Origin of the sequence: Marinifilum sp. N1E240, assembly GCF_009295825.1 — a bacterium.
GTDB lineage: Bacteria > Bacteroidota > Bacteroidia > Bacteroidales > Marinifilaceae > Marinifilum_A > Marinifilum_A sediminis.
Genome location: NZ_WHKF01000004.1, coordinates 291678 through 316432 on the forward strand (window position 1 = coordinate 291678; position 24755 = coordinate 316432).

Annotated in this window: 14 protein-coding genes; 5 read left to right on the forward strand and 9 right to left on the reverse strand. The window is 34.2% G+C overall.

The features are described 5' to 3' along the window. Both GCQ56_RS12660 and GCQ56_RS12665 read left to right on the forward strand, forming a co-directional pair. Positions 1 to 2829, forward strand: a complete 2829-nt coding sequence (locus GCQ56_RS12660; protein WP_152734842.1) for an FAD-binding and (Fe-S)-binding domain-containing protein — start codon at positions 1 to 3, stop codon at positions 2827 to 2829. A 117-nt stretch (positions 2830 to 2946) separates the two neighbouring features. Further along, positions 2947 to 4182 carry a hypothetical protein gene (locus tag GCQ56_RS12665; RefSeq protein ID WP_152734843.1) on the forward strand — a complete coding sequence of 412 codons (1236 nt, stop codon included), beginning with the start codon at positions 2947 to 2949 and terminating at the stop codon, positions 4180 to 4182. 481 nt (positions 4183 to 4663) lie between these two features. Here the strand turns inward: GCQ56_RS12665 and GCQ56_RS12670 are convergent, their stop codons facing one another. Next, entirely contained in the window at positions 4664 to 8158 is a 3495-nt protein-coding gene (locus GCQ56_RS12670; RefSeq protein ID WP_152734844.1) for a hypothetical protein, read from the reverse strand. Positions 8159 to 8579: 421 nt separating this feature from the next. Between GCQ56_RS12670 and GCQ56_RS12675 the strand changes: the two genes are divergently transcribed. Then, positions 8580 to 9521, forward strand: a complete 942-nt coding sequence (locus GCQ56_RS12675; RefSeq protein WP_152734845.1) for a PfkB family carbohydrate kinase — start codon at positions 8580 to 8582, stop codon at positions 9519 to 9521. 168 nt (positions 9522 to 9689) lie between these two features. Here the strand turns inward: GCQ56_RS12675 and pdxH are convergent, their stop codons facing one another. From pdxH to GCQ56_RS12690, 3 genes are all read right to left on the reverse strand, one after another. Beyond that, positions 9690 to 10334, reverse strand: coding sequence for a pyridoxamine 5'-phosphate oxidase (pdxH, locus tag GCQ56_RS12680; RefSeq protein ID WP_152734846.1), 645 nt, complete (start codon positions 10332 to 10334; stop codon positions 9690 to 9692). A gap of 13 nt (positions 10335 to 10347) precedes the next feature. Next, entirely contained in the window at positions 10348 to 10746 is a 399-nt protein-coding gene (locus GCQ56_RS12685) for a hypothetical protein (RefSeq protein ID WP_152734847.1), read from the reverse strand. A gap of 79 nt (positions 10747 to 10825) precedes the next feature. Then, complete coding sequence (locus tag GCQ56_RS12690; RefSeq protein ID WP_152734848.1) at positions 10826 to 12331, reverse strand: NapC/NirT family cytochrome c; 1506 nt, start codon at positions 12329 to 12331, stop codon at positions 10826 to 10828. 329 nt (positions 12332 to 12660) lie between these two features. Here GCQ56_RS12690 and GCQ56_RS12695 point away from each other — a divergent pair, with 329 nt between their 5' ends. Continuing rightward, positions 12661 to 13830: an adenylate kinase gene (locus GCQ56_RS12695; protein ID WP_152734849.1), complete on the forward strand. Its 1170-nt coding sequence runs from the start codon at positions 12661 to 12663 to the stop codon at positions 13828 to 13830. A 25-nt stretch (positions 13831 to 13855) separates the two neighbouring features. After that, a complete protein-coding gene (locus GCQ56_RS12700; protein WP_152734850.1) occupies positions 13856 to 14224 on the forward strand; it encodes a putative zinc-binding protein in 369 nt (122 codons plus the stop codon). Between the two features lie 42 nt (positions 14225 to 14266). Here the strand turns inward: GCQ56_RS12700 and GCQ56_RS12705 are convergent, their stop codons facing one another. From GCQ56_RS12705 to GCQ56_RS12725, 5 genes are read right to left on the reverse strand one after another with little or no spacing between them, the layout of a single operon-like run. Next, on the reverse strand, positions 14267 to 16669 hold the full coding sequence (locus GCQ56_RS12705; protein WP_152734851.1) for an ABC transporter permease: 2403 nt from the start codon (positions 16667 to 16669) through the stop codon (positions 14267 to 14269). Positions 16670 to 16704: 35 nt separating this feature from the next. Next, complete coding sequence (locus GCQ56_RS12710) at positions 16705 to 19107, reverse strand: ABC transporter permease (protein ID WP_152734852.1); 2403 nt, start codon at positions 19105 to 19107, stop codon at positions 16705 to 16707. 37 nt (positions 19108 to 19144) lie between these two features. Further along, the gene (locus tag GCQ56_RS12715) at positions 19145 to 21505 is read right to left on the reverse strand and encodes an ABC transporter permease (RefSeq protein ID WP_152734853.1); all 2361 of its coding nucleotides are present in this window, start codon (positions 21503 to 21505) and stop codon (positions 19145 to 19147) included. An 11-nt stretch (positions 21506 to 21516) separates the two neighbouring features. After that, a complete protein-coding gene (locus GCQ56_RS12720) occupies positions 21517 to 23862 on the reverse strand; it encodes an ABC transporter permease (protein ID WP_152734854.1) in 2346 nt (781 codons plus the stop codon). 45 nt (positions 23863 to 23907) lie between these two features. Continuing rightward, entirely contained in the window at positions 23908 to 24618 is a 711-nt protein-coding gene (locus GCQ56_RS12725) for an ABC transporter ATP-binding protein (RefSeq protein ID WP_152734855.1), read from the reverse strand. Between the last annotated feature and the right edge of the window lie 137 nt (positions 24619 to 24755).

A 24755-nucleotide genomic window follows, 5' to 3' on the forward strand; every position in this document is an offset into this window, starting at 1 on the left:
ATGCTTACAGGAGAATATAAAATACTACACGAAAGATTGTTGCAGACAATAGATAAGAAAAGAATGTTTCATGATCCGCTTCATACTTTGGCTTGGGGAACTGATGCTAGTTTCTATAGATTGATACCTAAGTTGGTTATCAAATCGAAGGATGAAAACGAGGTGAGTTTGATCATGCGTGAATGTCACGATTTAAATATTCCGGTAACTTATCGAGCTGCAGGAACAAGTTTATCAGGTCAAGCCATTAGCGATTCGGTTTTGGTAGTGGCTGGGGATCATTGGAAAAAGCACACCATTTTAAATGAGGGTGAGAAAATTAGACTTCAACCAGGTATTGTTGGTTCACGTGCTAATGCAGTTCTTGCTCCTTATGGGAAGAAAATTGGTCCCGATCCGGCTTCTATAAATGCAGCTATGATTGGTGGTATTGCAGCCAATAATGCTTCTGGTATGTGCTGTGGTACATCTGAGAATTCGTACAAAACAATCGATTCTATTCGTGTTATTTTACACGATGGAACAGTATTAGATACTTCTTGTGAAGATAGTAAAACGTCATTTGAAAGAACTCATGCAAGCTTGTTGCAGGATTTAGACAATTTGGCCAAAAAGGTTAGAGGTAATGAAACTCTGCATGCACGTATTCGGGATAAATTTAAGATGAAAAATACGACTGGATACAGTTTAAATGCTTTGGTTGACTATACCGATCCTTTCGATATTTTAACCCACATAATGATCGGATCGGAAGGAACCTTAGGTTTTATTTCCGAGTTGGTTTATAAAACAGTAATAGAGCATAAATTTAAGGCGAGCTCTTTAATGATGTTTCCTGATATTGAAAAGGCTTGTAGAGCGGTTTCTATCTTAAAATCGGAGCCTGTTGCTGCCGTAGAATTAATGGATAGAGCAGCATTGCGCTCGGTTGAAAATGATGAGGGTGTACCTGCATATTTAAAAACTTTATCGGAAGGAGCTTCGGCAATTTTGGTAGAGACCAGAGCTGAAAATGCAAAAACTTTAAAGCAACAAATTAAAATTATTAAGGATTCAATTAAGGAAATCCCTGTTGAATTGCCGATTGAGTTTACTGATGTTCCTGCCGAATTTGCCATGCTTTGGAAAATCCGTAAAGGACTATTGCCAACAGTAGGAGGTATGCGTAAAACAGGTACTACCGTTATTATTGAGGACGTTTGTTTTCCTGTACCAAAATTGGCTGAGGCAACATTAGATCTTCAGGAACTCTTTAAGAAGTATAAATATACCGAAGCAGTAATTTTTGGTCACGCTTTGGAAGGGAATTTACACTTTGTATTTACTCAGGATTTTGGTACTCAGAAAGAGATAGATCGGTATGCTAAGTTCATGGATGAATTGGCTGATCTAGTTGTTGGTCGTTACGATGGTGCTTTAAAAGCAGAACACGGTACAGGTCGAAATATGGCTCCATATGTTGAAATGGAGTGGGGAACTGATGCTTATAATCTGATGAAAGATATCAAGCAAATTTTCGATCCAAACTTTTTAATCAATCCAGGTGTTATCTTAAATGCTGATAAGCAAGCTCACCTAAAGGATTTAAAACCTCTACCTGCAGCTCACGAAAAAGTGGACAAATGTATGGAGTGTGGTTTCTGTGAACCATCTTGTGTATCTCACAATTTAACCTTAAGTCCTCGACAGAGAATTGCTACGTTCCGTGAGATTACCAGATTAAAAGCTACAGGTGAGAAACCACATGAGCTCGCTAATTTGGTGAAACAATTCGATTATGAAGCTATGCAGCTTTGTGCGACAGATAGTTTGTGTGCACTGAGTTGTCCTGTAAAGATTGATACTGGTAAATTGATTAAAGATCTTAGATCTGAGGATGCATCGCCAAAAGCTAAGAAATATGCTATGTGGTGTGCCGATAATATGGATAAGGTACAATCTTATGCCAAAGTAGGATTAAATACAGTAAACTTCTTCCATTCAATTATTGGAACAGGTTTAATGAGTGGAATCTCTGGAGGTATGAGAAGTCTATCGGGTAATGCAATTCCTCGCTGGAATAAAGCCTTTCCAAAAGGAGCACCTAAAATTGTTCCTCCAGCTGTAGATTCATCCAATCCTAAAAAAGTGGTTTATTTCCCATCGTGTATCAATCGTAGTATGGGTACATCGAAGGATTACGATGAGAAAGTTGCCTTGACCAAAAAGACAGAACAGTTGATTCAAAAGGCAGGATATGAGATTATTTACCCTGAGAATTTGAACAATCATTGTTGTGGTATGGCTTTCTTGAGTAAAGGCTTTAAAGAGGCTGGAATGAAGAAATCCAATGCATTGGAGGAAGCTCTATTAAAAGCAAGTGATAATGGAAAGTATCCTGTACTTTGCGATATGAGTCCGTGTTTGTATACCATGAAAGAGAATATGGAGCCAACATTGAAATTATATGAACCTATTGAGTTTATAGTTGACTATTTGGTAGACCATTTAGACTTTAAGCAAGTTGATGAAACTGTTTCGGTATTTGCGGTCTGCTCAGCTAAAAAACTTGGTGTTGACGATAAGTTAGTTCAATTGGCTCAGAAATGTGCTAAAAAGGTGGTAAAACCAGATTCAAATTGTTGTGGCTTTGCAGGAGATAGAGGATTTACACATCCTGAATTGAATGATCATGGTTTACGTGATCTAAAAATTCAACACCCTGTTGAGGTGAAACATGGTTACTCTACAAGTAGAACTTGTGAAATAGGTCTAACCTTAAATAGTGGGGTCTCGTATCAATCAATTATTTACTTGGTTGATAAGGCAACAACACCCAAAAGAAAATAACAATTAATATTTACAATAATCTGTGCAATTGAAACAAGTGTGATCCAATAGCTATTCTTTACTTCCATTTAGAATTTGGTCACACTCTGTTTCAAGATTAAAAAACCTATGAATACTATGAAAAAAATATATATCCTAATACTCGGGCTACTTCCATTAGTAGGAATAGCGCAAAAGAAAGAAGAAGTTAAAGTTAAATTAAGTGGCTTTGTATCGGCTGAAGCGATCTTTGATACTCGTAAAACCGTTAATGCTCGCGAAGGAGAAGTAATTCTATATCCTGCAGCAAAATCTTACGATATTAATGGTGATGATTTAAATGATCGTTCGGAGCTGTTTATGACTTCTATTCACTCAAGATTAAATGTTGGTGTTACAGGATTTGAGGCGTTTGGTGCGAAAGGATCAGCTACAATTCAAGGTGATTTTGTTGGAACATCAAATGATAAATCTGGTTTGTTCAGACTAAGACATGCCTTTGTGAAACTAAATTGGGAAAAGGATGAATTGTTGGTTGGTAAGTATTGGCATCCAATGTTCGTTACTTCATGTTTCCCAAAGGTTCAGCATTGGGGTGGAGGTATTCCGTTTAATGTATTGGGAAGAGCTCCTCAGTTCCGATATACTCGCAAATTAGGTGATAAAGGATATGCACTTATTGCAGCCTTGTCAGAATTGGATTTTAAATCGAATGGTCCTGATGGAGCTAATGTGAAGTATGTACAACAGGCTAGTATTCCTGAGTTATCAGGTCAGATAAAATATGATTTTGCAAAAGGATTTACTTTAGGTGCTACTGCAGGAGTTAAATTCTTGAAGCCAATGGTAGAAAATCCTCTTGGCGCAAAAACGGATGAAATGTTATCAAGTGTTCAAATGAATGCCTGGATGACACTTAAGTCTGATAAGTTGGTTTGGAATCTTCATACCATTTATGGTGAGAACATGTATAATTTTGTAATGATTGGTGGATATGGTGTTAAGAATGTAAAAGCCAATGGCGATTACGAATATACCAATGTGAAAACTTCATCCATTTGGTCTGATTTATATACCACAACAGGAGATGTTCGTTATGGTTTGTTTGCAGGTTATACTAAAAACTTAGGAGCCGACGATGATTTAGCAACCGATGCAGATGGTTTTGTTGGATTATATAGTCGTGGTTCAAATATTGATTATATCTATCAGTTCGGACCAAGAGTAGAATGGTATTCAGGTAAGTTTATGATAGGAACTCAAGTGCTATATACAGCAGCAGCTTATGGAACAACACAAGTTAATGGTAAAGTTAAAGATGCTTCTGAAGTTGGAAGTACACGTTTTATGGTGCATCTTAAATACTCGTTTTAAGATGTGAAGAATTGTAATTTCTGTTTTTCATTTTTGTACGTTTTTTGGAACAATACTATAATGTTCCAAATTTATTTATCAGCCTTTACATTCGTAAAGGCTGATTTAAGTATATATACTTGCTAAAAGGATTTACTTTATAAAAGCACATGTGTATAAATATACATAATTGTCTTTGTTTTTGAGTTGTGATATATTATCTGTTATGTAGAATTGTTTTAAAGAATTTACATTCGTTATCTTATTATGTGGATAAATGAAAAAAAATTTTATCTTTAGAGTCTAGAAATTCTACCGAAAGGTAGTAATGAGTTAAAGGTTCAACCGTAAGGTTGGTTAGTAGGTTAATTAATCCTTTAGAATTGTTGCCCGTGATTTCCCCTATATCACGGGCTATTTTTTGCTTTTAATTTTATGGCATAAAAAAAGAGCAACCCATAATTAAATGAGTCACTCTTAAAATTTATTCTTGAAGATTTATTTACTCTGCTCTTCTGCAAAGCGGATCAGCTCCAATTGTACCTACTAAACTTTGCAGGTACTCTTCAGATTTCACTTTTTCTAAATCTTTTTTAGCTTTTGCATATCTGTCTTCCAGACTTAAGTCTTCACTCCATTCTGAGTTCAACTTTTCAGCCATGAACGACTCAATATATGCAATCTGTTTTTCGTAGAATTCAATATCGATTTGCTGTTTGCGCTTCAATCTTTCTTTGTACCAGTCAGACTTGATGACAACATCACGATCAAATTGCTTACGCAATTCTGAATCAGAAATGTGTTTTCCTTCAAATTCTCCATAAGCCATAATGCTTAAAAGAATTTTTAATGGAGGAATAGCAGCATCAACACTATTATCTTTAAAGTAATTTACCGCAACTTTTTCCTGAGCTTCGCAGATATTCTTAATCCCATCTGCATAAGCTTCCATATCCTGAATTTCCGGCTTCAGCATTCTTTCATTGAATACATTCTGAGGCTCATCGAAAATACGGTTCATATAGCGGAATAAGAATTCGTCTGTAATACGATATCCTAAACGAGAAGCTTCAATCTTTTCTCCTTCAAATTCGAAATCTTCCAATTTCTCAAGAGATCCTTCTTTTATTAACAACTTAGGATTACGATTCTCTTCTTTCAAGCGACACCACAATTCAGGAATCAATAATGATACATCATGATCGAATCTGTTCTCTGTTCCAACGTGACCCGCTGCAGATGAGAATCCCTGATATCCAGTTAGGATATACGAAAGTAACGCATTGTTTAAGTCAGTTGTTGGTGACAACATGTTGAAAGGACCTTTTGTCAATGCACCTTCTGTACCCGCTCCTGTTGTTGAAGGAGATTTACCAGTTAAACTACAGATAAAGTCCATGAACAATTCAGGTAACTCTTGGTAGTGAATTGGGTTATATACACTCAAAGCACGAATACCAACTTCTTTCTCAGCAGGATTATTTCTACGTCCTGGAAGAACAGCATTTACTGGGTGATGAACAGGTTGATCCAATGGAATTCTTCTTGCTAATCGAATACCAACATCAGCCAAACGATCGTCAATTGGATTTACCAAATCAGGTCTGATTTGCAAATACCTTGGATTCTTTGATGGAGCACCATTTACAATTCTTGGATGAGATGGTGAGATGAAATAGTTTGAATTCTTACTTTCAGCTCCTCGCTTAATTACTTCCTGAATTGGTTTGGTGTACATATCAAAACCAATAGCATCAGCAATTAAATCCTTACCATCTTCAGTAGATAATGGTTCGTAGTTTGAAGTAAAGTTATTTCTCATTGATAGATCCGCTTCCGCTTCCTTATCATATCCTCTGTGAATTGCTTCATCAGGACGCTGGAAGAATCTCTTCTCGCAGTTGGCAGTTAACTTCACACTAGCATTGTCGTAAGCTTCGTTAAGGTAATTCAAGCTGTTTGCAGGAAGAACTACAGATGCTGTAATATCATCCTCCATTTGAATTTTAGCAGCAGCAATAAAGTCCTGACGCAACTTATTCAAATACCATGAATTGTCATCAGCAAATCCTACACGCAGGTAACTTGCTACAATTTTACGGTTGTTGAATAACAATTCGTGTCCTTTTCTTCCATTGATAACGTCAACTGAGAAATAGTCTCTCCAGTTGCTATCAGTACGCTCAGGGCGATAGAATCTCTTAACAAATAGAACTAATGCCTTAACGTGATCTGGAATTGTATCCAAAAATGCATTGTATTCAGCAGTATAATATTTCGATGGAGTTAATAACTTAACTACAGATCCTAAAGAACGATCAGAACTTAATAATGATCTCGATGGAGTCGTTCTATCTGGATGATCTTTCCAACGTTTTGTATAATCGTGATTAATTACTTCGTCAGCTAAATTAAAGTCTTTTTCCATGTCTTGCACATAGAAAGAGCTATAGATAATTGCATTTAGAAGTGATTTGGAAATTTCTGATTTACCACCTCCTGAAACAGTACATGGCTTGTGGCAGAATGTTCCTTCAGAGGCAGTACTTACCAATCTCCATGATGGTGCAGATGGATGTTTTTCCATGTGCATTTTATATCCTGATGGGTGAACATAGTAGTGATCAGGAAGTAGACGAATGCTCTGTTCTTCACTATCTTTTTCCCAGCTTACCTTACTTTCATAAACATCAATATTTGAATTTTCATTGATGTAATAGATGTTTGGATACTCTTTGTCAACAGCAAATCCTTCAGGGTGAACATCCATAGTAGCACCAAATTCTTTTACCATTTCATCATAGCTGTATTGTTTCTTCAATACATTTTTCATGAATAGTGCTCCACTAAAACTATCACCTAAATTCTTTCTAGGGAAAGCAATAGCTCCACCAGCATGCTCTTCTTCTGCCAATCCGTATAGGTTAGCCGAGAAACTGATTTGAGTTTTGATCTCTTTTTTAGAGTATCCGAAATAGTTATCTGCAATTAAAGTAATTACCACACCTTTTTCGCTACGGCAAGTTAATTTAAATGCACTTCCGTTATTATAAAGCTCATCTTCTTTGATCCAGCAAACACCATCTCTTTTCTGACGTTCAGTTGCATCATCGTAATGAGGTAAACCTAATTCTTTCTTGGTAAGTTTCAACAATTGTGGAGCCAAAACAATACATCCAGTATGTCCTGTCCAGTGTTCAATATCCAAACCAGCATCATTTGCAGGAATGTTAGGATCTCCAGCATTACCGAAAATAGATTCCACAAAATCAAGGTTACTTACAAGGCTACCAGGAGCGAAGAAACGAACTTCCATTGACTTCTGACTGATAACTCCTTTAACTTCAGGACATACAGTTGGACGAAGTAAAAGAGATACCATCATCTTAGCTTTGTCTTCCTGAGAAGCTGTAAATGGAATTTGTTTGGTTTCTTCTGAAGGAGAGAAAGCAGCTTGTAAGAATTTAGCAAATGCTTTCTTTGGTACTTCAATTTTATCCAAAGGAACAGGTAGGCTTCCATCTACAATGTGGAAAGAACCTTTGGTAGTTCTTCTATCGTGTTTTGGATTGTGTAGAACACCTTGTTCTATTCTGTAAGAACTTAATAGATCTGTTATGTGTTCATCCTTATTTGGAGGTAAACTCAGTTCTCTTGCGATTCCCGGTTGATCTAAAACAAATGTAGATGTTGGTATTTGTGCAACTTCATCATCTACATCAGCAAGATAATCGTTTAGAAAATCTTGTATACGCTGATCGGCTGGACAAAGGTGGTCGGCTAATAAACGTGATTTTGCACGATAGTTTTTAATCAAGCTATCAGTTAGCTCTATAAATTTAGGGTCAGAAAGTTGTTCTTCTTCTGTTGATTCTTCTTTAAAAATGGGTTGTCCCATTGCCGCCAACTGAAGATTAATGTAACGGATTAAATCTTTTTGATCACCTTTACTCTTCTTTTGGTTCACTTCAATTTCGCTTGGTTTTTTACTTTGCATATGTCTCCAATTTATTTTTGCTTAGGGAATGACGGAACCAAATTTACTTTATTTTTTGATGTGGCAAAAATTCCTGCATTCCTCACTATAGTTCAAATCTATTTAATTTAACCGTGCTTTTTTAAGCTTGCTAAAAATGGATGAATCGAAAACGATTTCATCTTGATGGTTTGAAAGTTATAAAGAATGAATCTAAATTATATTTTTTTTGAGAGAAAGTGAAATATTGTGACCGTCGATGTCACTTTAGAGTAAAATTAAGTCATTTTTTAGTCAATTTTGTATTGTTTTTTCTTTTAGTTGAGCTAAAACAAGTGAAATGAAGAAGAATAGTATTAAATCCAGACACTCTATTCAGAAGTTCGTGCTTTTTTGAATATTTGAATTCGTAGTTTTGTTGGAATAATTAAAATCAACTTTAATGCGTACAGTTTATACTATTGGTGATTGTGTCTTAGATCTCTTTTTTGAAAATGATAAACCTGTTGAAGCGAAGCCGGGCGGATCCTTCTTAAACTCCTCTGTTAGTTTGGGCAGATTGGGAGTAAATGTTTCCTTAATAAGTGAATTAGGTGTTGATAGAGTAGGAGAACAGATTTTTGATTTTTTGAAGCAAAATAATGTTGATACAAATCATATAGCTCGCTTTACAGACACCAATTCAAATTTAGCATTGGCATTTCTGGATGAAAAGAAAAATGCGGATTATTCATTTTATAAAACCAGAAAGGGACTTGAGACATGTATAAAATTTCCTACTTGTGTGGAAAAGAATGACATTGTTCTGTTTGGATCTTTCCTTGCTATAAAGCTTGAATTTAGATCAGCCTTAGTGGATTTTTTGAAGGAATGTAAATCTAAAGGTGCTATAATAATATACGATCCTAATTTTCGAGCTCAGCATTTACCCTTACTAGAAGAGGTTCTCCCTTTTATAAAAGAAAATATTCAACTGTGTGATATCGTAAAAGCTTCTAACGAAGATTTTGAATTGATTTGCAAAGCGACTTCAGCAAAATCAGCATATAAATGGATGAACGAATTTACTTCGGCTAAATTAATTTACACAGCCAATAAAAATGGAGTATATGTAATTATAGGGAATGAATATGTTTTTGAGGTTCCCCAAATTAATCCAATAAGCACAGTTGGTGCTGGTGATACATTCAATGCTGCTATTGCATATTATCTTGTTCAAAATGATATAAAACTTGATGATATAGATAAAATGTTAGAATCGCAGATAAGGAACTTGGTTGAAATAGCAGTTCATTTTTCCCAAAAAGTATGTATGGGATACGATAATTTTATTGAAGAGAAATTGGCTAAGTACTATCATATAAAAAGAACACCCCGTGATTAAATCATCGGGGTGCTTTTACTACATACAATTTACTGAATGAAGAACCATCTGGACAAGATGGGAGTCTTCACTTCTTTATTCTATAAATGTGGAAAAGGTAACCCTTGAAATGTGATATTTTTCATTTTTTTGTATGAGTGGATGTTTTCATTAGACTAATGATGTTTTTTAAGGGGCTAGTCTTCTATTTTTCCACTTCTTTTCAATTAATCGATATTCAATTCTATCATTTAATCTGTTTTTTCGTCCTTGCCAAAATTCAAAACTGTCAGGAATTAATCGGTAACCTCCCCAATATTCTGGTCTTTCAAATTTTTCACCATGTTCGGTTTTAAACTCATTCACCAGTTTATCTAAATAGTCACGGTTTTTAATTTCTTCACTCTGAGGTGATATGGCAGCTGCCACTCTACTTCCAATCGGTCTTTCGAAAAAATATTCATCAGACAGTCTAGGTTCAATTTTTTCAATTTTTCCTTCGATTCTTATTTGCCTTTCTAAATCAGACCAAAAAAATACCATGCAAGCATAAGGATTCTGTTCCAACTCAATGCTTTTTCGGCTATTGTAATTCGTGAAAAAATAAAATCCATTTTCGTCGTAGTTTTTCAACAGTAAAATTCTTGCTGATGGGCGTCCTTCAGAAGAAACCGTCGATAATGTCATGGCATTAGCATCAGATATTTTTTGGTCTACTGCTTCATTAAACCAATCCTCAAATTGAATTATCGGATTTGCATTTATATCTGTCTCAAGCAATTCCTTTTTTCCATATTCATGTCTGATTTGTTTAAAATCATCTTTAGAATTCATAATTAGAAGAATTTTAAATGTTAGTTGGGTCTAACAGAATATTTGGTTCTATAGTCAAGCCTGTATAATTGATATAGTATTGCCCACCTTTTTCAGGATATTGCATTCCATTATCATCTTTAGCATCAGCATTAGCAACTCCTACGTGAGCAAATAGAATTTTTGCTTTGTGCTTATCTGCGTGCTTTATAATTTCTTCAGCTGCCATCGGCGACAATGATCCAACATCTGGATAGGTGCTGGTTTTTACCACAATAAAATGCATTTCATCATCTTTTTTCGCTAGAATTTGTGGATTTTTTTCGAATTCAATATTTACAGATAATACTTCAAATTCATCCTTTATATGCTTATAAACCCATTTTATTCCTAATTCGTGTAGTTCTTCTCCGCTAAGTCTATTATTGCTCATATCTTGATTTGTTCATTCTTAATTGCGAATATCTTCTTTAATTAAAACAATTCCAAATAGAATGAGTTCATACAGTGATTTAAGGATATAAATATGCATGACAATCAACACAAGAATACTCTTTCCAATCGGTACCAATATCAATTGGATGTTTGAATTCGAGACTATTTCCAGAAAGCGCAAATTGAAGAGAACCTGGTTTGCCTTGGGTAGTTATGGAGTGGCATAAATTACAATCTTTTGAAATAACTCGACCATTCTTAGTAGAATGCATGTTGTCGTGGCAACGAAAACATCCTTGTGATTCCATATGACTTTTGTGATCGGGATAAATATCCCAACGTACTTTCATAGCAGGAAATGTATTTTGGTGATAGGAATTTCTAATTTCGTTTACTGCCAGTTTTATATCATTTTTATGCGATATGGCAATGTCTGAATGATTGTCTTTGTAAAAGTTTAGAATCTTTTCTTCTATCAATAAGTTAGCACTATCTTTTGTATTGTATATTTCCGATAGAGCTTCCATTGCTGCCAATTTTATATATGGAATGTTTGAATTAATACTGCCCTTAGCTAGTGCAGCATCAATAAAATCGGGAGGAGAAAGGTAGATATGCGATGGGCGATTATGGCAGTCCATGCAATCCATAGTATGCAATTTTGCATCGGCATAGAACATCGAATCTGGTTCCATCATTTGATCTTCATAAATGTATTCTTCTCCTGTTTCTAAATTCGTGTATTTAACCCATTGAATAAATTCATTTTTTTCGTCAGTAGACATGAATTCAATTTTAATATTGGGATTAATATGCCAATGAATTCCTTCAGAAAGTTGTTGTGTATGATGATCAGGTCCTATCTTCATTATAAGTTGTATGTTCCATTCAGAGTTCAAACTGTCTGCTAAAAAATTCCTCTGATTTTTAATGCGTTTAGGATAAAATTTTTCGGGCCAATGGCAGTGTTCACAAGTTTCTTGAGCAGGTCGTAAATTGGCAATAGGTGTTGGAATTGGTCTTGGAAAATTGTCGGAAAGAACTGCATAAACCTGATACAAACCACTTAATTTGGATCGCACAAACCAATCGGCACCTTCTCCTACATGACATTCAACACAAGCAACTCTTGCATGAGCAGATTGCTGATATGTGACATATTCGGGTTCCATAACTTCATGGCAAAGTGTTCCACAAAATGGTACTGATTCACTATATACGAAAGCTTCGTAGCTACCTATTGAAGAAAGAAACAGAAATATGAAACTAATGATCACAAATAAAGAAAATGCATTTCTATGTTTTTGATTATTTAAATCAACTTTGGGCCATCTCATACTTTCTGTTATGAAAATTTGTTTGCTCCTTCGTCTTATTTGAATGATCATGCCTATAGGAATTAAAATCATTCCTATTACCATAAATACAGGTAAGACGATATAGATGATAAGTCCCATATATGAACTTCCTTGATCAAATAGAATTGAAATCACAAAGAAAAATACAATCAGAAAGAAGGCAATACTAGCAATACTAGCACCCAAAATAGATGTCCAGTTGTAAAATGATTTGGGAAGTCTCATACGATTAGATTTTGATTGATACTATAATTTACGGAAAAGCTTGATATCTATCTATTTATATCTCTTGTTTAAAATGAATCTTATTTGAATAAAGAGATTTTGAATTTACACTTAAGTGTCAGTAAATTAACAGCTAAGGGTTTTTTGTTTGTTGATGATATCGAGAATTATCGATTGGTTTACGATGAATCTTAATTGGCAGCTATTGAATGAATCAATTTTATTGAAATACATCGGTTATAAGTGACAAAAACACTTGACCTTGATTTTGATATATGTTACATTGTAGTATCGTTCGCACTAAATTCTAATTCTACAAATACAAGCCTATGTTGAATATCGCGTTATTCGGACCTCCGGGTGCAGGAAAAGGAACTCAATCGGAATACTTAATTAAAAAATACAACCTGTTCTATATTTCAACAGGAGATTTGCTTCGTAAAGAAATTAAGGAGAAAAGTAAATTGGGTTTGGAAGCACAAAGTATCATTGCTTCGGGAGGATTGGTTTCTGATGAGATTATTGTTCAGATTATAGAGAAAACCATTACTGCAAATCCTGATGCCAATGGATTTTTGTTTGATGGATTTCCAAGAACCTACATTCAGACCTATATTTTGGAAGGCTTAATGATCAAATTAAATACTTCATTGAGTTGTTTAATTAGTTTGGAAGTTGAAGAGGAGATATCTGTGGCTCGTTTATTGAATCGCGGAAAAACCTCTGGCAGATCAGATGATAATGAATCTGTAATTCGCAACAGATTGAGAGAATACAGGGATAAAACGTTACCTGTATTACAGTTCTATAAGGATAAGGGAATCTATTTTGGGATAGATGGAAATCAATCTATTGATAAGGTAAATTTGGATATTCAGAAGATAATAAAGGCTGAATTGGCAAAAAGCTTGTACAATGTGGTATTGTTTGGATATCCAGGATCGGGAAGAGGATCGCAAGGAATTGCATTGGCTAAGAAATATGGTTTGGAATATGTAGCCACCGGACAAATGTTGGATCATGAAATTAGAAATGGATCGGAAATAGGCAAAAGAATTATTGAGTTGTATGAAAATGGGGAATTGGTACCAGATGAAATCGTTGTTCAATTGATCGAAAAGAAGATTGAAAATTCCAACGGTGTAAAAGGTTTTATTTTTAAGGGGTTTCCTAGAACATTGGTCCAGTCCTACATTTTGGATGGATTATTGAAAAAACATAATTCATCCATATCAAAAGTGATAGAAATTGATGTACCAACACTTGAATTGATAAACAGGTTAGACGCTCGAAGCAAAACAGATAGGTGCATGCCTTACGATACCGAAACCTCTAAAATTGTTAAACGACTTCAGGAGCATGAACAAAAAACAGTACCCGTAATTGAGAAATACAATCAGTTACATGATGTGAAAAAAGTTGACGGAGTAGGTGAGTTTGATGAAGTTTTTGATAGAATTGCGATTGAGTTGGAACAGAATATGAAGCATTTGAAATAAGTCATAAATCAATAAACAGTTGGTAATGGGAAAAAAATCGTGTACTTGTGATGACAAAAGCAATAAAGTGGTTTTTGCTTGTTCTGGAGCTGCAGATGTTGGGGAATTAACTGATTTGGTAGCCAGAAAAATAAAAAAGAACAATCTCGCACAAATGAAATGTTTGGCTTTTGTTGGTGCAGGAATCCCCAAAATGATTGAATCGGTTAAAGGTTCAAAAACTTTGGTGATTGATGGATGTAATTTGGACTGTGGGCGAATTACTATGGAGAAAAATGGCTTGTGTGATTATACTCACTTACGATTGAGTGATCTGGGATATGCCAAGGGAAGTTCAGAACCAGAAAGTCATAGAGTAGATTCTATTTACGAAGTGGCTATCAGTTTACTGTAAACTATAAACCCCGATATATTTGTATCGGGGTTTATAGTTTTATTATTCATATCGCAAAGATTCGATAGGATCTTTTCTGGTGGCAACCCAAGCCTGCCAACTGATAGTTGCTATGGCTAAAAACATGGCACATCCTCCTGAAATTAGAAATACATACCAATGAATTTCTGTTTTATAGGCAAAATTACTCAACCAACCATTCATGATGTACCAGGCGATAGGACTGGTCGTGATAATTGCAAATAGCATCCATTTTAAAATGTCTTTATTCAGTAGATGTAAGATGCTAAAATTACTTGCACCCAAAACTTTTCGAACACCAATTTCCTTGGTACGCTGTTCTGTTGTAAACGAGCTTAAACCTAATAATCCTAAACATGTAATTAATATTGATAGAATTGAGAAAATTGAGAAAAGCTGCATGGTATTGTTTTCATTTCGGTGCAACTCAGCAAAATAGTCATCCATAAAGAAATATTCCAATGGGAATCCTTGAGCTTGTTCATTCCAAGTAGATTTTAAAAGAGCTAAAACTTCCTTCTTTTGTCCAGCTCTGTAGTTGATCACCAAATATAATTTTGGTAGACCTTCAGGATGTACAAAAATTAGAGGACTAATTTTCATATGAAGAGAAACAAAATGAAAATCACTTACCACTCCGAGAATCGTTTTTTTGCCCATCGGAGTATTCACAATTGTTCCAACAGGATTACTAAGCTTCATTTCTTTTACTAGAGCTTCATTTACTACAATTCCATTTTTATCAGAGGGAAAATCTTTGGAAAAGAATCGACCTGCAGTCAAGTGCATACTCATTGTATTTGCAAAATCGAAATCTGCGGTGGTTGCGCGAACCGAATAATTGTTTTGGTCATTTGCATCGGTATTTTGAATAGAGAATCCATCGTAAAACCCTCCTGGGATATTACTGGCACATGATGCATTTATAATATTTGTATGATTTGTAAATGCACTTTTAAACGCATCCATCGAATTCACTTTATGAATATTTTTTACTACCAATTGCTCATTTTTATTGAATCCCAAATCCTTATGGTTTATGAATTTCATTTGTTGAAATGCGATGAGGGTGCTTACAAATAAGAAGATGGTAATGCAAAATTGAAGACTAACCAGGGTACTTCTTAAAGTCGATTTGCCATTGTTTACAAATAAATCTCCTTTTAATACTTTTGCCGGATCGAATTTAGACAGATAAAAGGCTGAATAACTGCCTGCAAATAATCCGGTAAATAGGGCAATTCCTATAAAATATAGAATGAGTAATGAATTGCTATGATATAAATTTTCGAGTTGTTTTTCGAGAAGTGAGCTTGCAAACGGAAGTAAAATCTCTACCAAAAGAAGAGCTACCAATAGTGCAGCAATGCTAAGCAAAATAGATTCGGACAAGAATTGAATAATTAGTCTTTGGCGTGAAGACCCCAGACTTTTCCGAACGCCTATTTCCTTTGCTCTTTGTGCTGATTTTGCAGTACTTAAATTTGTGAAATTAATGCATGCAATTAGTAGTATAAGAATTGAACTAAACAGGAAAATGTACACATTATTGATATCACCATTGGTTTCCAATTCGTAAATTGAATGAGAATGAAGATGAATATCGGTTAATGGCATTGCAAAATATTTATAATAATCTCCAGTGGCTTCCATTTCAGCCAAAGTCATATTGTTGTATTTCTTTAAATCTGGCTCTACATACTTTTTTACAAGTCCTGGCACTTTGTCTACAAATGCTTCACCATTTGCTTTATCATTTAAAAGTACATAGGTGTAGGCTCCATCGTTGTTAAAACTGGTTACTTTGCTTTTAAAGTGTGTTTTAATCGAGGTTAATAAATGAAAATGGAAATGAGAATTCTGAGGTAAATCTTTGGCTATTGCCGTAATGGTAAAATTTCCTTCATCTTCCAGTTTTATTTGCTTTCCAATAACATTCAGACTGCCATAATATTTCATAGCAGTTTTTTCTGAAATAATCAGTTGATGAGGGTTTTTTAAACTTTCGAATCCGTTTCCTTTTAGAATTTTAAGATCAAAAATTTTGATAATAGAAGGATCGGTCCAATAAAAACGTTCTTCTTCAAAGCCTTTCCCTTCGGTTTCAACAACAACCGACTCGAAAGTTGAAACGATTCGGGTAGCCTCTTCTATTTCAGGAAAATCCTCGATTAAAGTGGCTGCCAAAACAGGTGATGAGGTTGGGTGAGTTAATTCAAACTCTTTCATTTTTATTGAAGTGTTCATGCGATAAATTCTAGCATGATTTTTATTGTATTTGTCGTAGCTAAACTCATCAATTACATACAAACTAAGTACGATACATCCTGCTAAACCAATGGCTAATCCAAACAGGTTAATGAATGAGTAAACCTTGTTTCTCCAAAGGTTTCTAAAGGCTATTTTTAGGTTGTTCCAAATCATAGTTAATAAGGTTTATTTTATTGGGCGATTAAGTTTTATTCGTAACGTAAAGATTCAATAGGGTTTTTACATGCAGTTTTTAAACTTTGCAAACTAATCGTAAAGCTGGCTATAAATAAGGATAACAAGCCTGAGACAATAAAAATCCAAATATCTAAGCTTGCTCGGTAGACAAAGTTTTCTAGCCATTTCGACATAAAGTAGTAGGCAATTGGAGATGCAATCAAAATGGATATTAAAATCCATTGGAGGAAATCTTTATTCATCATTCTTAAAATACCACTTACCGACGAGCCCAAAGTTTTACGTATTCCAATCTCTTTAATTCTCTGTTCGGTAGCGTAGGAACTTAGTCCAATTAATCCCAGAATAGCAATTAGAATTGATAAAATGGCAAATATTGTGAAAGTTCTCATGGTTGCATATTCCTGCTTGTGTAAATCATTAATAAGATTATCTAAATGATAATACTCAAAAGGGATATTTGTGGTGTATTTGTTCCATTCTTTCTTAATGATATTAAGAATTGTATTTTTATTGTTGGCATGATATCGAATTGCAAGGCGAGATTGAAAATTTAAATTATTGGGTAAAATAATTAGAGGAAGAATCTTATTGCGAAAGGTATCGCCATGAACATCCTTTACTACACCTATAATGGTTAGCGGATAAGCTACTCCACGTGTAATAATCTCTCCAATTGGATTGATCAATCCTAATTCTTTTACACCCGATTCGTTGATCAATATTTTGGTGGAATCAGATGCCATATCTTCATTAAAAAACCGTCCTTCCACTAATTTCAACTGTAGCGTTTTGTGATAATCTGCATCTGCACTGATCCTTCTGAAGCTATATTGATTCGGATCTAAGTCGGGTTTACGACCAATAATATTACCATTTAGAAACTCGCCTGGAATGGCAGACGCAAATGTTGAATTAATAATGGCAGGATAGGATTTAATGCTTTCTTTAAAGCTTCTGATATCATTTATTTCGTCGGCATTTTCTAAAACCATGATATTTTCTTTTACGAAGCCCAACTTTTTGTTTTGGATAAATTGCATTTGTTTGTAGGCAGTGAAAGTGGCAACAAACAGGAAGATGGCAATACTAAACTGGAAAATTACCAGTGATTTTCTTAGTAACAAATTATTTTTCCCTTTCGAAAATTCTCCTTTTAACACTTTGGCAGGATTAAAGGATGATAGGAAAAATGCCGCGTAAGCTCCTGATAGTAATCCGGTAGCAACTGAAATACCAAGGAAAAGGAAAAATAGTTGAGGATTATTTAAATAATCTGGGAATAAATCTTTGCCTATTAAAACAGAAGTAATTGGAAGAAGGAATTCCACTATAATCATTGCAAGTGTAAAAGCAACGAGACTAAGTAAAACCGACTCGAATAAAAACTGTGAAATCAATCGCCCTTTAGATGACCCTAAGGATTTTCTCACTCCAATCTCCTTTGCTCTTTTACTCGATTTTGCAGTACTCAGATTTGTAAAATTTATACAGGCAATCACTAATATTAAAATGGCGATAATGGTAAATAGGGTTACATTAATACTGTCACCGTTATTTTCTAGTTCGAGAGTAGAATGAGAATGTAAATGAATATCTTTCATCGGACGAGAATAGAAACGATAGTAATTTCCTTCCTTTATCATGCTATTGTAATCGATGTTCATAGCCTGTTTTAATGCTGGAGCAACGTATTTGGTTACTAAAGTGTTTAACTTTTCATTGAAATCACTATGTTTGGTTCCTTTTTTGAGTTTTACATAGGTGTATTTGCCATCGTTCAGCCAAAAATTATCATTAGATGTGGAGTGGTCATAATAAGGGATCAAAAAATCAAAATGAAAATGCGTGTTGGATGGACAATCCTCAATAACAGCCGAAATTGTATAATCAATATTTTGATTTAATTTCAAACTTTTACCAATCACTTCCAGGTTTCCAAAGTATTTCATTGCCATACTTTTGGTAAGCACCATTTGCCTTGATTGGGATAGTGCTTTGTTAGGATTTCCATAAATAAAATCGACAGTGAATACATTGAAGAAAGTGGAGTCGACCCAAAATAGCCTGTCTTCCGAGAAGATTTTGTTCTGGTATTGAAGAACAGAATTCTCAGATCGACGAATTCTGATAGCTTCCTCCACTTCGGGGAATTCGTTTAGCAGTGTAGGAGCCATGGGGTTAGCCGTGAAAGGTCCTTTCATCTCCATATCGCCTAACTTTCCTTCCATTCCAATTCGATATATCTGTGTAAAATCCTTATGATGCTTGTCATAGCTCAACTCATCGTTGACGAATAGGAAAATAATGATACAACATGCTAATCCTATAGCCAATCCACTAATGTTAATCGAAGAAAAAACTTTATCTCTCCAAAGGTTTCGAATTGCTATTTTTAGGTTGTTCCAGATCATAGTTAATAAGGTTAATTTGATATTGGGCGATTAAGTTTTATTCGTAACGTAAAGATTCTATTGGATTTTGATTGGCAGATTTCCAGGTTTGTACTGAAACAGTTAGTAGTGCAAACAGAGTCGTAATGATTCCGGAAATTAGAAATGGAAGTATACCTATTTGAACTTTATAGGCAAAATTTTCAAGCCAAGCATGCATGATAAACCATACTGAAGGAATTGAGATAACAAATGCAATCAATAACCATTTGGCATAAGTTGAAAATAGCAAACGAATGATTTGTGGGATACTTGCTCCTGCTACTTTTCGAATTCCTATTTCTTTGGTTCTTCGTTGTATTATGAATAAGGTTAGAGCATACAATCCAAGTAGAGCAAGAAGAATTGACAAAATTGAAGAAGAAATGGCTAAGGATTCTTCCTGTTCTTCCTTTTGATAGCGGTTGCGACAAATATCATCGATCAACTCATAGTTTATGGCTCTTCCTTCATCAAATTGAGTAATAGTTCTTTTTATATCATCTAACACAATTGAATATTGATGATGTTTTGCTTTAATCAGGATGTTGTCTACTCTTTTGGAATAACTGAACATTAAAGGTTGTATTTCTTCGGACATGGAAGCATAATGGAAATCTTTAACGACTCCTTTAATGGAATATATGGTATCATGAAAAATAACATTTTTACCAACTGCATCTTTAATATTTAATAGTTCTAAAGCTTTTTCGTTTAGAATTATGCTTTTTTCATCAGCCTTACTAAAATCACCAAAAGCACTTCCTGCAATAAATTGTATATCTAAAAGTTCAAAATAGCCAGGAGCAACTCGATATTCATTTATCAACTTGGTTGCTTCGTCGCTGGTATTAGCCATTTTTAAACCTTGTCCGCTACAGCCACCTCCAGGTAAATGCGAACTTGCACTAACATCTGCTATATTAGGATTGTTTAGAAGTTCTTGTTTAATTGACTCGTATGATTGAGCCTGTTTTCCACTCAAATTGTTAATGGCAATTACTTTATCAGGTTCAAAACCCAAATCGCTTTCTTTCATGAATTTGATTTGCATTTGAACTATAATAACAGATGCAATTAATATCATGGATATGGAAAATTGAAATACGACCAAAGCCTGAGATAGCCTGTTGGTTTTATGATTTGATTTGGTATTTCCTTTGATAATACTTGCTGGAGAATATTTACTGATGATAAAAGAAGGGTACAAACCTGAAAGAACTCCTACTAATATTGCAAGTATTGGTATTCCAAGATAAAGGATTGGATTACCAAAATAATCAATACTCAAGTTTCTGTTCATTAAATCGGAAAAGAAGGGTAATAGGATTTCTGAAATAATAATTCCAAGTAAAATGGCAAAAAGTACCATTGTAAGAGTTAAAACAAAGATTCTTTTTATCACACTAAAGCGTGTTGCACCAATGGCTTTTTGTAAGCCGATTTCACTTAGTTTGCTATCATATTGAACAACAAGAATATTAATGAAGTTGATAATTGCAATTACCAAGATTAATGCTGCAAGGATAATTTGAATGTAAATAGAATTGATTTTACCTTGTGGTTTAAGGTGCGTTTCATAATTTGATTTAAGATGGATATCAGTTAGTTTTTGAGTAAGAGATTCTACCTTAAGGTTGTAAACTCCAAATCGATCAATTAATCTTTTATTATATAATCGATTTATTTTATCAAGAGCCTTTTGCGTGTTTATTTCTGTTTTTAATAAAGCATAAGATAAATATTCCAGAGATTTCATATTGTCCATATACTCTGAAGCCGTAAATGGAATAAGCACATCAAAATCGTAATGAGAAGTAAGAGGAATGTCTTCTACTACAGAAGCAATGGTAAATGTTTTTCCCATACTCTCAAATTCTTTTCCAACAGCATCAGTTGTATTGAATAATTTTTTGGCAGTACTCCTATTTATTACTGCACTATTTGGTGTCGAAAATAGCTTATTAGGATTGATTGTAGAAAGCTTTTTTAAAGTAAAAACTTTGTGAAAATTAGTGTCAACACACAATGCTTGAATCCCTCTAAATTTTTTATCAGCTATTTTAATATTTAGATAATTCAAATTATAAATCTCAGTCACTTCCTCCATTTCTGGAATATGTCTGGCAAAATTATCTTTAGTTAAACGAAGACAATTTGGTAGAATTTCCTCCTTTTCTTCTTGTATAACTTTGGTTAGTATTCGGAAGATTCTATCATGTTTCTCATTGTGTTTATCATAGCTTAATTCGTGCTGAACGTAGATAGAAATTAATAGTACTGCCGCCATGCCTATTGCTAAACCGACAATGTTAATTGTTGAATTTAATTTTTCTTTCAACAAGCCTCTAAAGGATAATTTTATATTGTGCCAAAGCATATTTTGATAATTTATTCGTAACGTAATGATTTAATTGGATTTTGATTTGCAGATTTCCATGTATGATAGAAAACTGTTAAAAGAGCAATGAACAAGGTTACACCACCAGAAATAAGGAATGGTAAAACTCCGATATCAATTTTCCGAGCAAAGCCATTAAGCCAATGATTCATACAAATCCATGAAATGGGAATTGCAATGACAAAAGCAATTAAGATCCACCTGCTAAATAATCCTAGAAATAGCTTTGAAATTTGAGTTATAGACGCACCTGTTATTTTACGTATACCAATTTCTTTCGTACGTTTTTGAATCATAAATAAGCTTAGAGAGTATAAACCAATTAAGGCAATGATGATGGATAAAATAGACGTGTACATTGCTATTTTCATTGTTCGTCTTTCTTGATGGTAGCGATTTCGGTTTCTTTTTTCAACATTAATAACATTTAGGTTGTAACTGGGATCGAACTTGCGTAATACATTTTCAATTTTATCTTCTAATTCCTTATAATTGTTTGTATTGTGTTTTATTAATATGGTAAATAATCCAAAACATCGATTACTAAATAGAAGAGGAGCAATCTTACTACGAAGCGATCGGAAATGGAAATTTTTAACAATTCCTTGAATTGTGTAGATTGTATCTGCATAATTAATTTTAGAACCCAAAACATGTTTTGTGTTAATCATGTTCGCAGCAGCTTCATTAATAATTATGCCATAGCGATCTGATTTATTGTCTTTGTTAAACGAATGACCTTCTTTAAATTCTATTCCTAACGTTTCGAAATAATCAGCTTGTACTCTATATTCTGCGCAATCCATTGAACTGCTTTGTTCTTGCCCAAGCATATAAAAGCCTTGTCCACTTGCTCCACCACCAGGAAAGTGATCACTAGCACTTATGAATTGAATTTCTGGAATATTAGATAATTCTTCTTTAATAGCAGGAAAAGATCTTCTAAGCGATTGACTTAATGAAATGATTCCTGTTACATTTTTAGGCTGAAAGCCCAAATCGGCATTTTCTAAATAATTGGTTTGCTGACGAATTATTAAAAGACTCGAAATTAGGCTAATTGAAATGGTGAATTGCACAATAACCAGAATCTTTGTAAAAGATAAACTGCCTTTTCGTTTTGTTAAATTGCCTTTAATTATTTCAGCAGCATGAAATTTAGTTAGATAGAGAGCAGGGTATACTCCAGAAAGAAAACCGGTGAAGACAAATATTCCAATTAATCCAAATAATAGTGACGGATTGTTGAAATATTCAGGTGTAATATTTCTGTGAATTAGGTTGTTAAATTTATTCAGGAAAATTTCAGATAGAATAATGCCCAATATCAATGCAACAAAAGAGTAAAGGAACGAGCTACCTAGAAATTGTTTGATTAGTTCAATACGATTTGCGCCTATAGCTTTACGTAAACCAATTTCACCCATTTTTGCTTCATATTGAACCGTCATTATATTGATGAAATTAATTAGGGCTATCATTAGCACTAGCAGTGCAAGCGTACTCAGCACAAGAATAGATACAATATCTCCCTGTCCTCCAAGATAGTTGCCGATTTCCGAATACAAGTGAATATCTGTAAGAGGTTCAAGATTTCCATTTGATTCGTATCCATATTTAGTAAACCAATTTTGTATGATTTGATTATAAACAGCCAATGATTTGTTAATTGCTAATTTCGAATCGACATTTTCATTGAACAATACATAGGTAATGAATTCTAAACTACCTAAATCTTCCAGCCAAGGATTTGACTCCATTGAAGTTAAAATATCAAATTCATAATGCGATGTTACAGGCAATTTTTTTACAATTCCTTCAACGGTATAAATTGATTCATTAATCGTAACCTGCTTTCCTATGGAATTGATCTCACCGAAAATGATTTTAGAGCATTCATCTGTTAGCACTAATCCATTTAATTTTGACAGTGCATTTTGTGGATGACCATATAAAAATTCTAAATCAAATACTTTATAGAAGTTAGAATCAACATACAAATGAGTGAATTCTGTAAATCTATTTTTCCCATAATCAATAGGTTGATCGTAGCCATAAACCTGAGTAACTTCTTCAACTTCTGGAATTTTTGATGAGAAATTTTCAGAAGTCAACCGCATACAACGAGGTCCGGTGTTGCCATGATAGGTTGAATACATTCTGTGTATTCTCTCATGTTTTGAGTTGAATAAATCATAACTCAATTCGTTTTGAACGTAAAGCATGATGAGAATAACCGTTGCCATTCCAACAGAAAGCCCTAATATGTTAATGGCGGAATTCGTGAGGTTTTTATAAAGATTTCGGAATGTAAGCTTTATATTGTGCCAGAGCATAAGTAGATTGTTTGGGATTAAATGTATTTAAGATTTATCTTATTATTATGCTTCCTGCATTACTTTTTGAGTATTATTTTCATTCTTTTTGTTTTCGGAAACAATTTTACCATCAAATAAATGAATAACTCTGTGAGCATAGGTTGCATCGCTTACGGAGTGGGTAACCATCACAATTGTTGCTCCTGCAGCGTTCAGTTCACTCAAAAGCTCCATTACTTCAGTTCCATTGCTCGAATCCAAATTACCAGTTGGCTCATCGGCTAATATCAATTTTGGATTGGTGACTACTGCACGTGCAATGGCAACACGCTGTTGCTGACCACCTGATAACTGCTGTGGAAAGTGTTTGCCTCTGTGAGCAATATTCATTCTTTCCAGAACTTCATTCACTTTCTTTTTTCTTTCTGATGTTGAAATTCCCATATATAAAAGTGGTAGTTCAACATTTTCGAAAACATTCAATTCATCAATCAGATTAAAGCTCTGGAAAATAAAACCAATATTCCCTTTTCTATATTGAGTTCTCTCTTTTTCTGATTTATTGCTTACATCATCACCATTAAAAGTATAGTTTCCATTGCTGGGATTATCCAATAGTCCAATAATATTTAAAAGTGTCGATTTTCCACAACCCGATGGTCCCATAATAGCAGCGAACTCACCATCATTGATATGTAGATTGACATTGTTTAAAGCAGATGTTTCTACGTCTTCGGTTCTAAATGTTTTGCACAAGTCTTTTGTAAGAATCATTATTTTAAGTTTTAAGATTTGAACTGATTAAGCCAAGTTTTGTGCCAAAGAAAATAGAGTCTTAAGATCAGTCTTTTACAATATTGTTGCATTTTAAGGTGTCGGAATTTCCGACACTTCCTGTTGTCAATTACAAC

Excerpts from the sequence above, each read along its gene's own strand:
- GCQ56_RS12705 (WP_152734851.1), bottom strand. The coding sequence starts at position 16,669 with ATGATTTGGAACAACCTAAAAATAGCCTTTAGAAACCTTTGGAGAAAC.
- GCQ56_RS12660 (WP_152734842.1), top strand. The coding sequence starts at position 1 with ATGCTTACAGGAGAATATAAAATACTACACGAAAGATTGTTGCAGACA.
- GCQ56_RS12700 (WP_152734850.1), top strand. The coding sequence starts at position 13,856 with ATGGGAAAAAAATCGTGTACTTGTGATGACAAAAGCAATAAAGTGGTT.
- GCQ56_RS12695 (WP_152734849.1), top strand. The coding sequence starts at position 12,661 with ATGTTGAATATCGCGTTATTCGGACCTCCGGGTGCAGGAAAAGGAACT.
- GCQ56_RS12665 (WP_152734843.1), top strand. The coding sequence starts at position 2,947 with ATGAAAAAAATATATATCCTAATACTCGGGCTACTTCCATTAGTAGGA.
- GCQ56_RS12720 (WP_152734854.1), bottom strand. The coding sequence starts at position 23,862 with ATGCTCTGGCACAATATAAAGCTTACATTCCGAAATCTTTATAAAAAC.
- GCQ56_RS12715 (WP_152734853.1), bottom strand. The coding sequence starts at position 21,505 with ATGCTTTGGCACAATATAAAATTATCCTTTAGAGGCTTGTTGAAAGAA.
- GCQ56_RS12670 (WP_152734844.1), bottom strand. The coding sequence starts at position 8,158 with ATGCAAAGTAAAAAACCAAGCGAAATTGAAGTGAACCAAAAGAAGAGT.
- GCQ56_RS12710 (WP_152734852.1), bottom strand. The coding sequence starts at position 19,107 with ATGATCTGGAACAACCTAAAAATAGCAATTCGAAACCTTTGGAGAGAT.
- GCQ56_RS12690 (WP_152734848.1), bottom strand. The coding sequence starts at position 12,331 with ATGAGACTTCCCAAATCATTTTACAACTGGACATCTATTTTGGGTGCT.
- pdxH (WP_152734846.1), bottom strand. The coding sequence starts at position 10,334 with ATGAATTCTAAAGATGATTTTAAACAAATCAGACATGAATATGGAAAA.
- GCQ56_RS12725 (WP_152734855.1), bottom strand. The coding sequence starts at position 24,618 with ATGATTCTTACAAAAGACTTGTGCAAAACATTTAGAACCGAAGACGTA.
- GCQ56_RS12685 (WP_152734847.1), bottom strand. The coding sequence starts at position 10,746 with ATGAGCAATAATAGACTTAGCGGAGAAGAACTACACGAATTAGGAATA.
- GCQ56_RS12675 (WP_152734845.1), top strand. The coding sequence starts at position 8,580 with ATGCGTACAGTTTATACTATTGGTGATTGTGTCTTAGATCTCTTTTTT.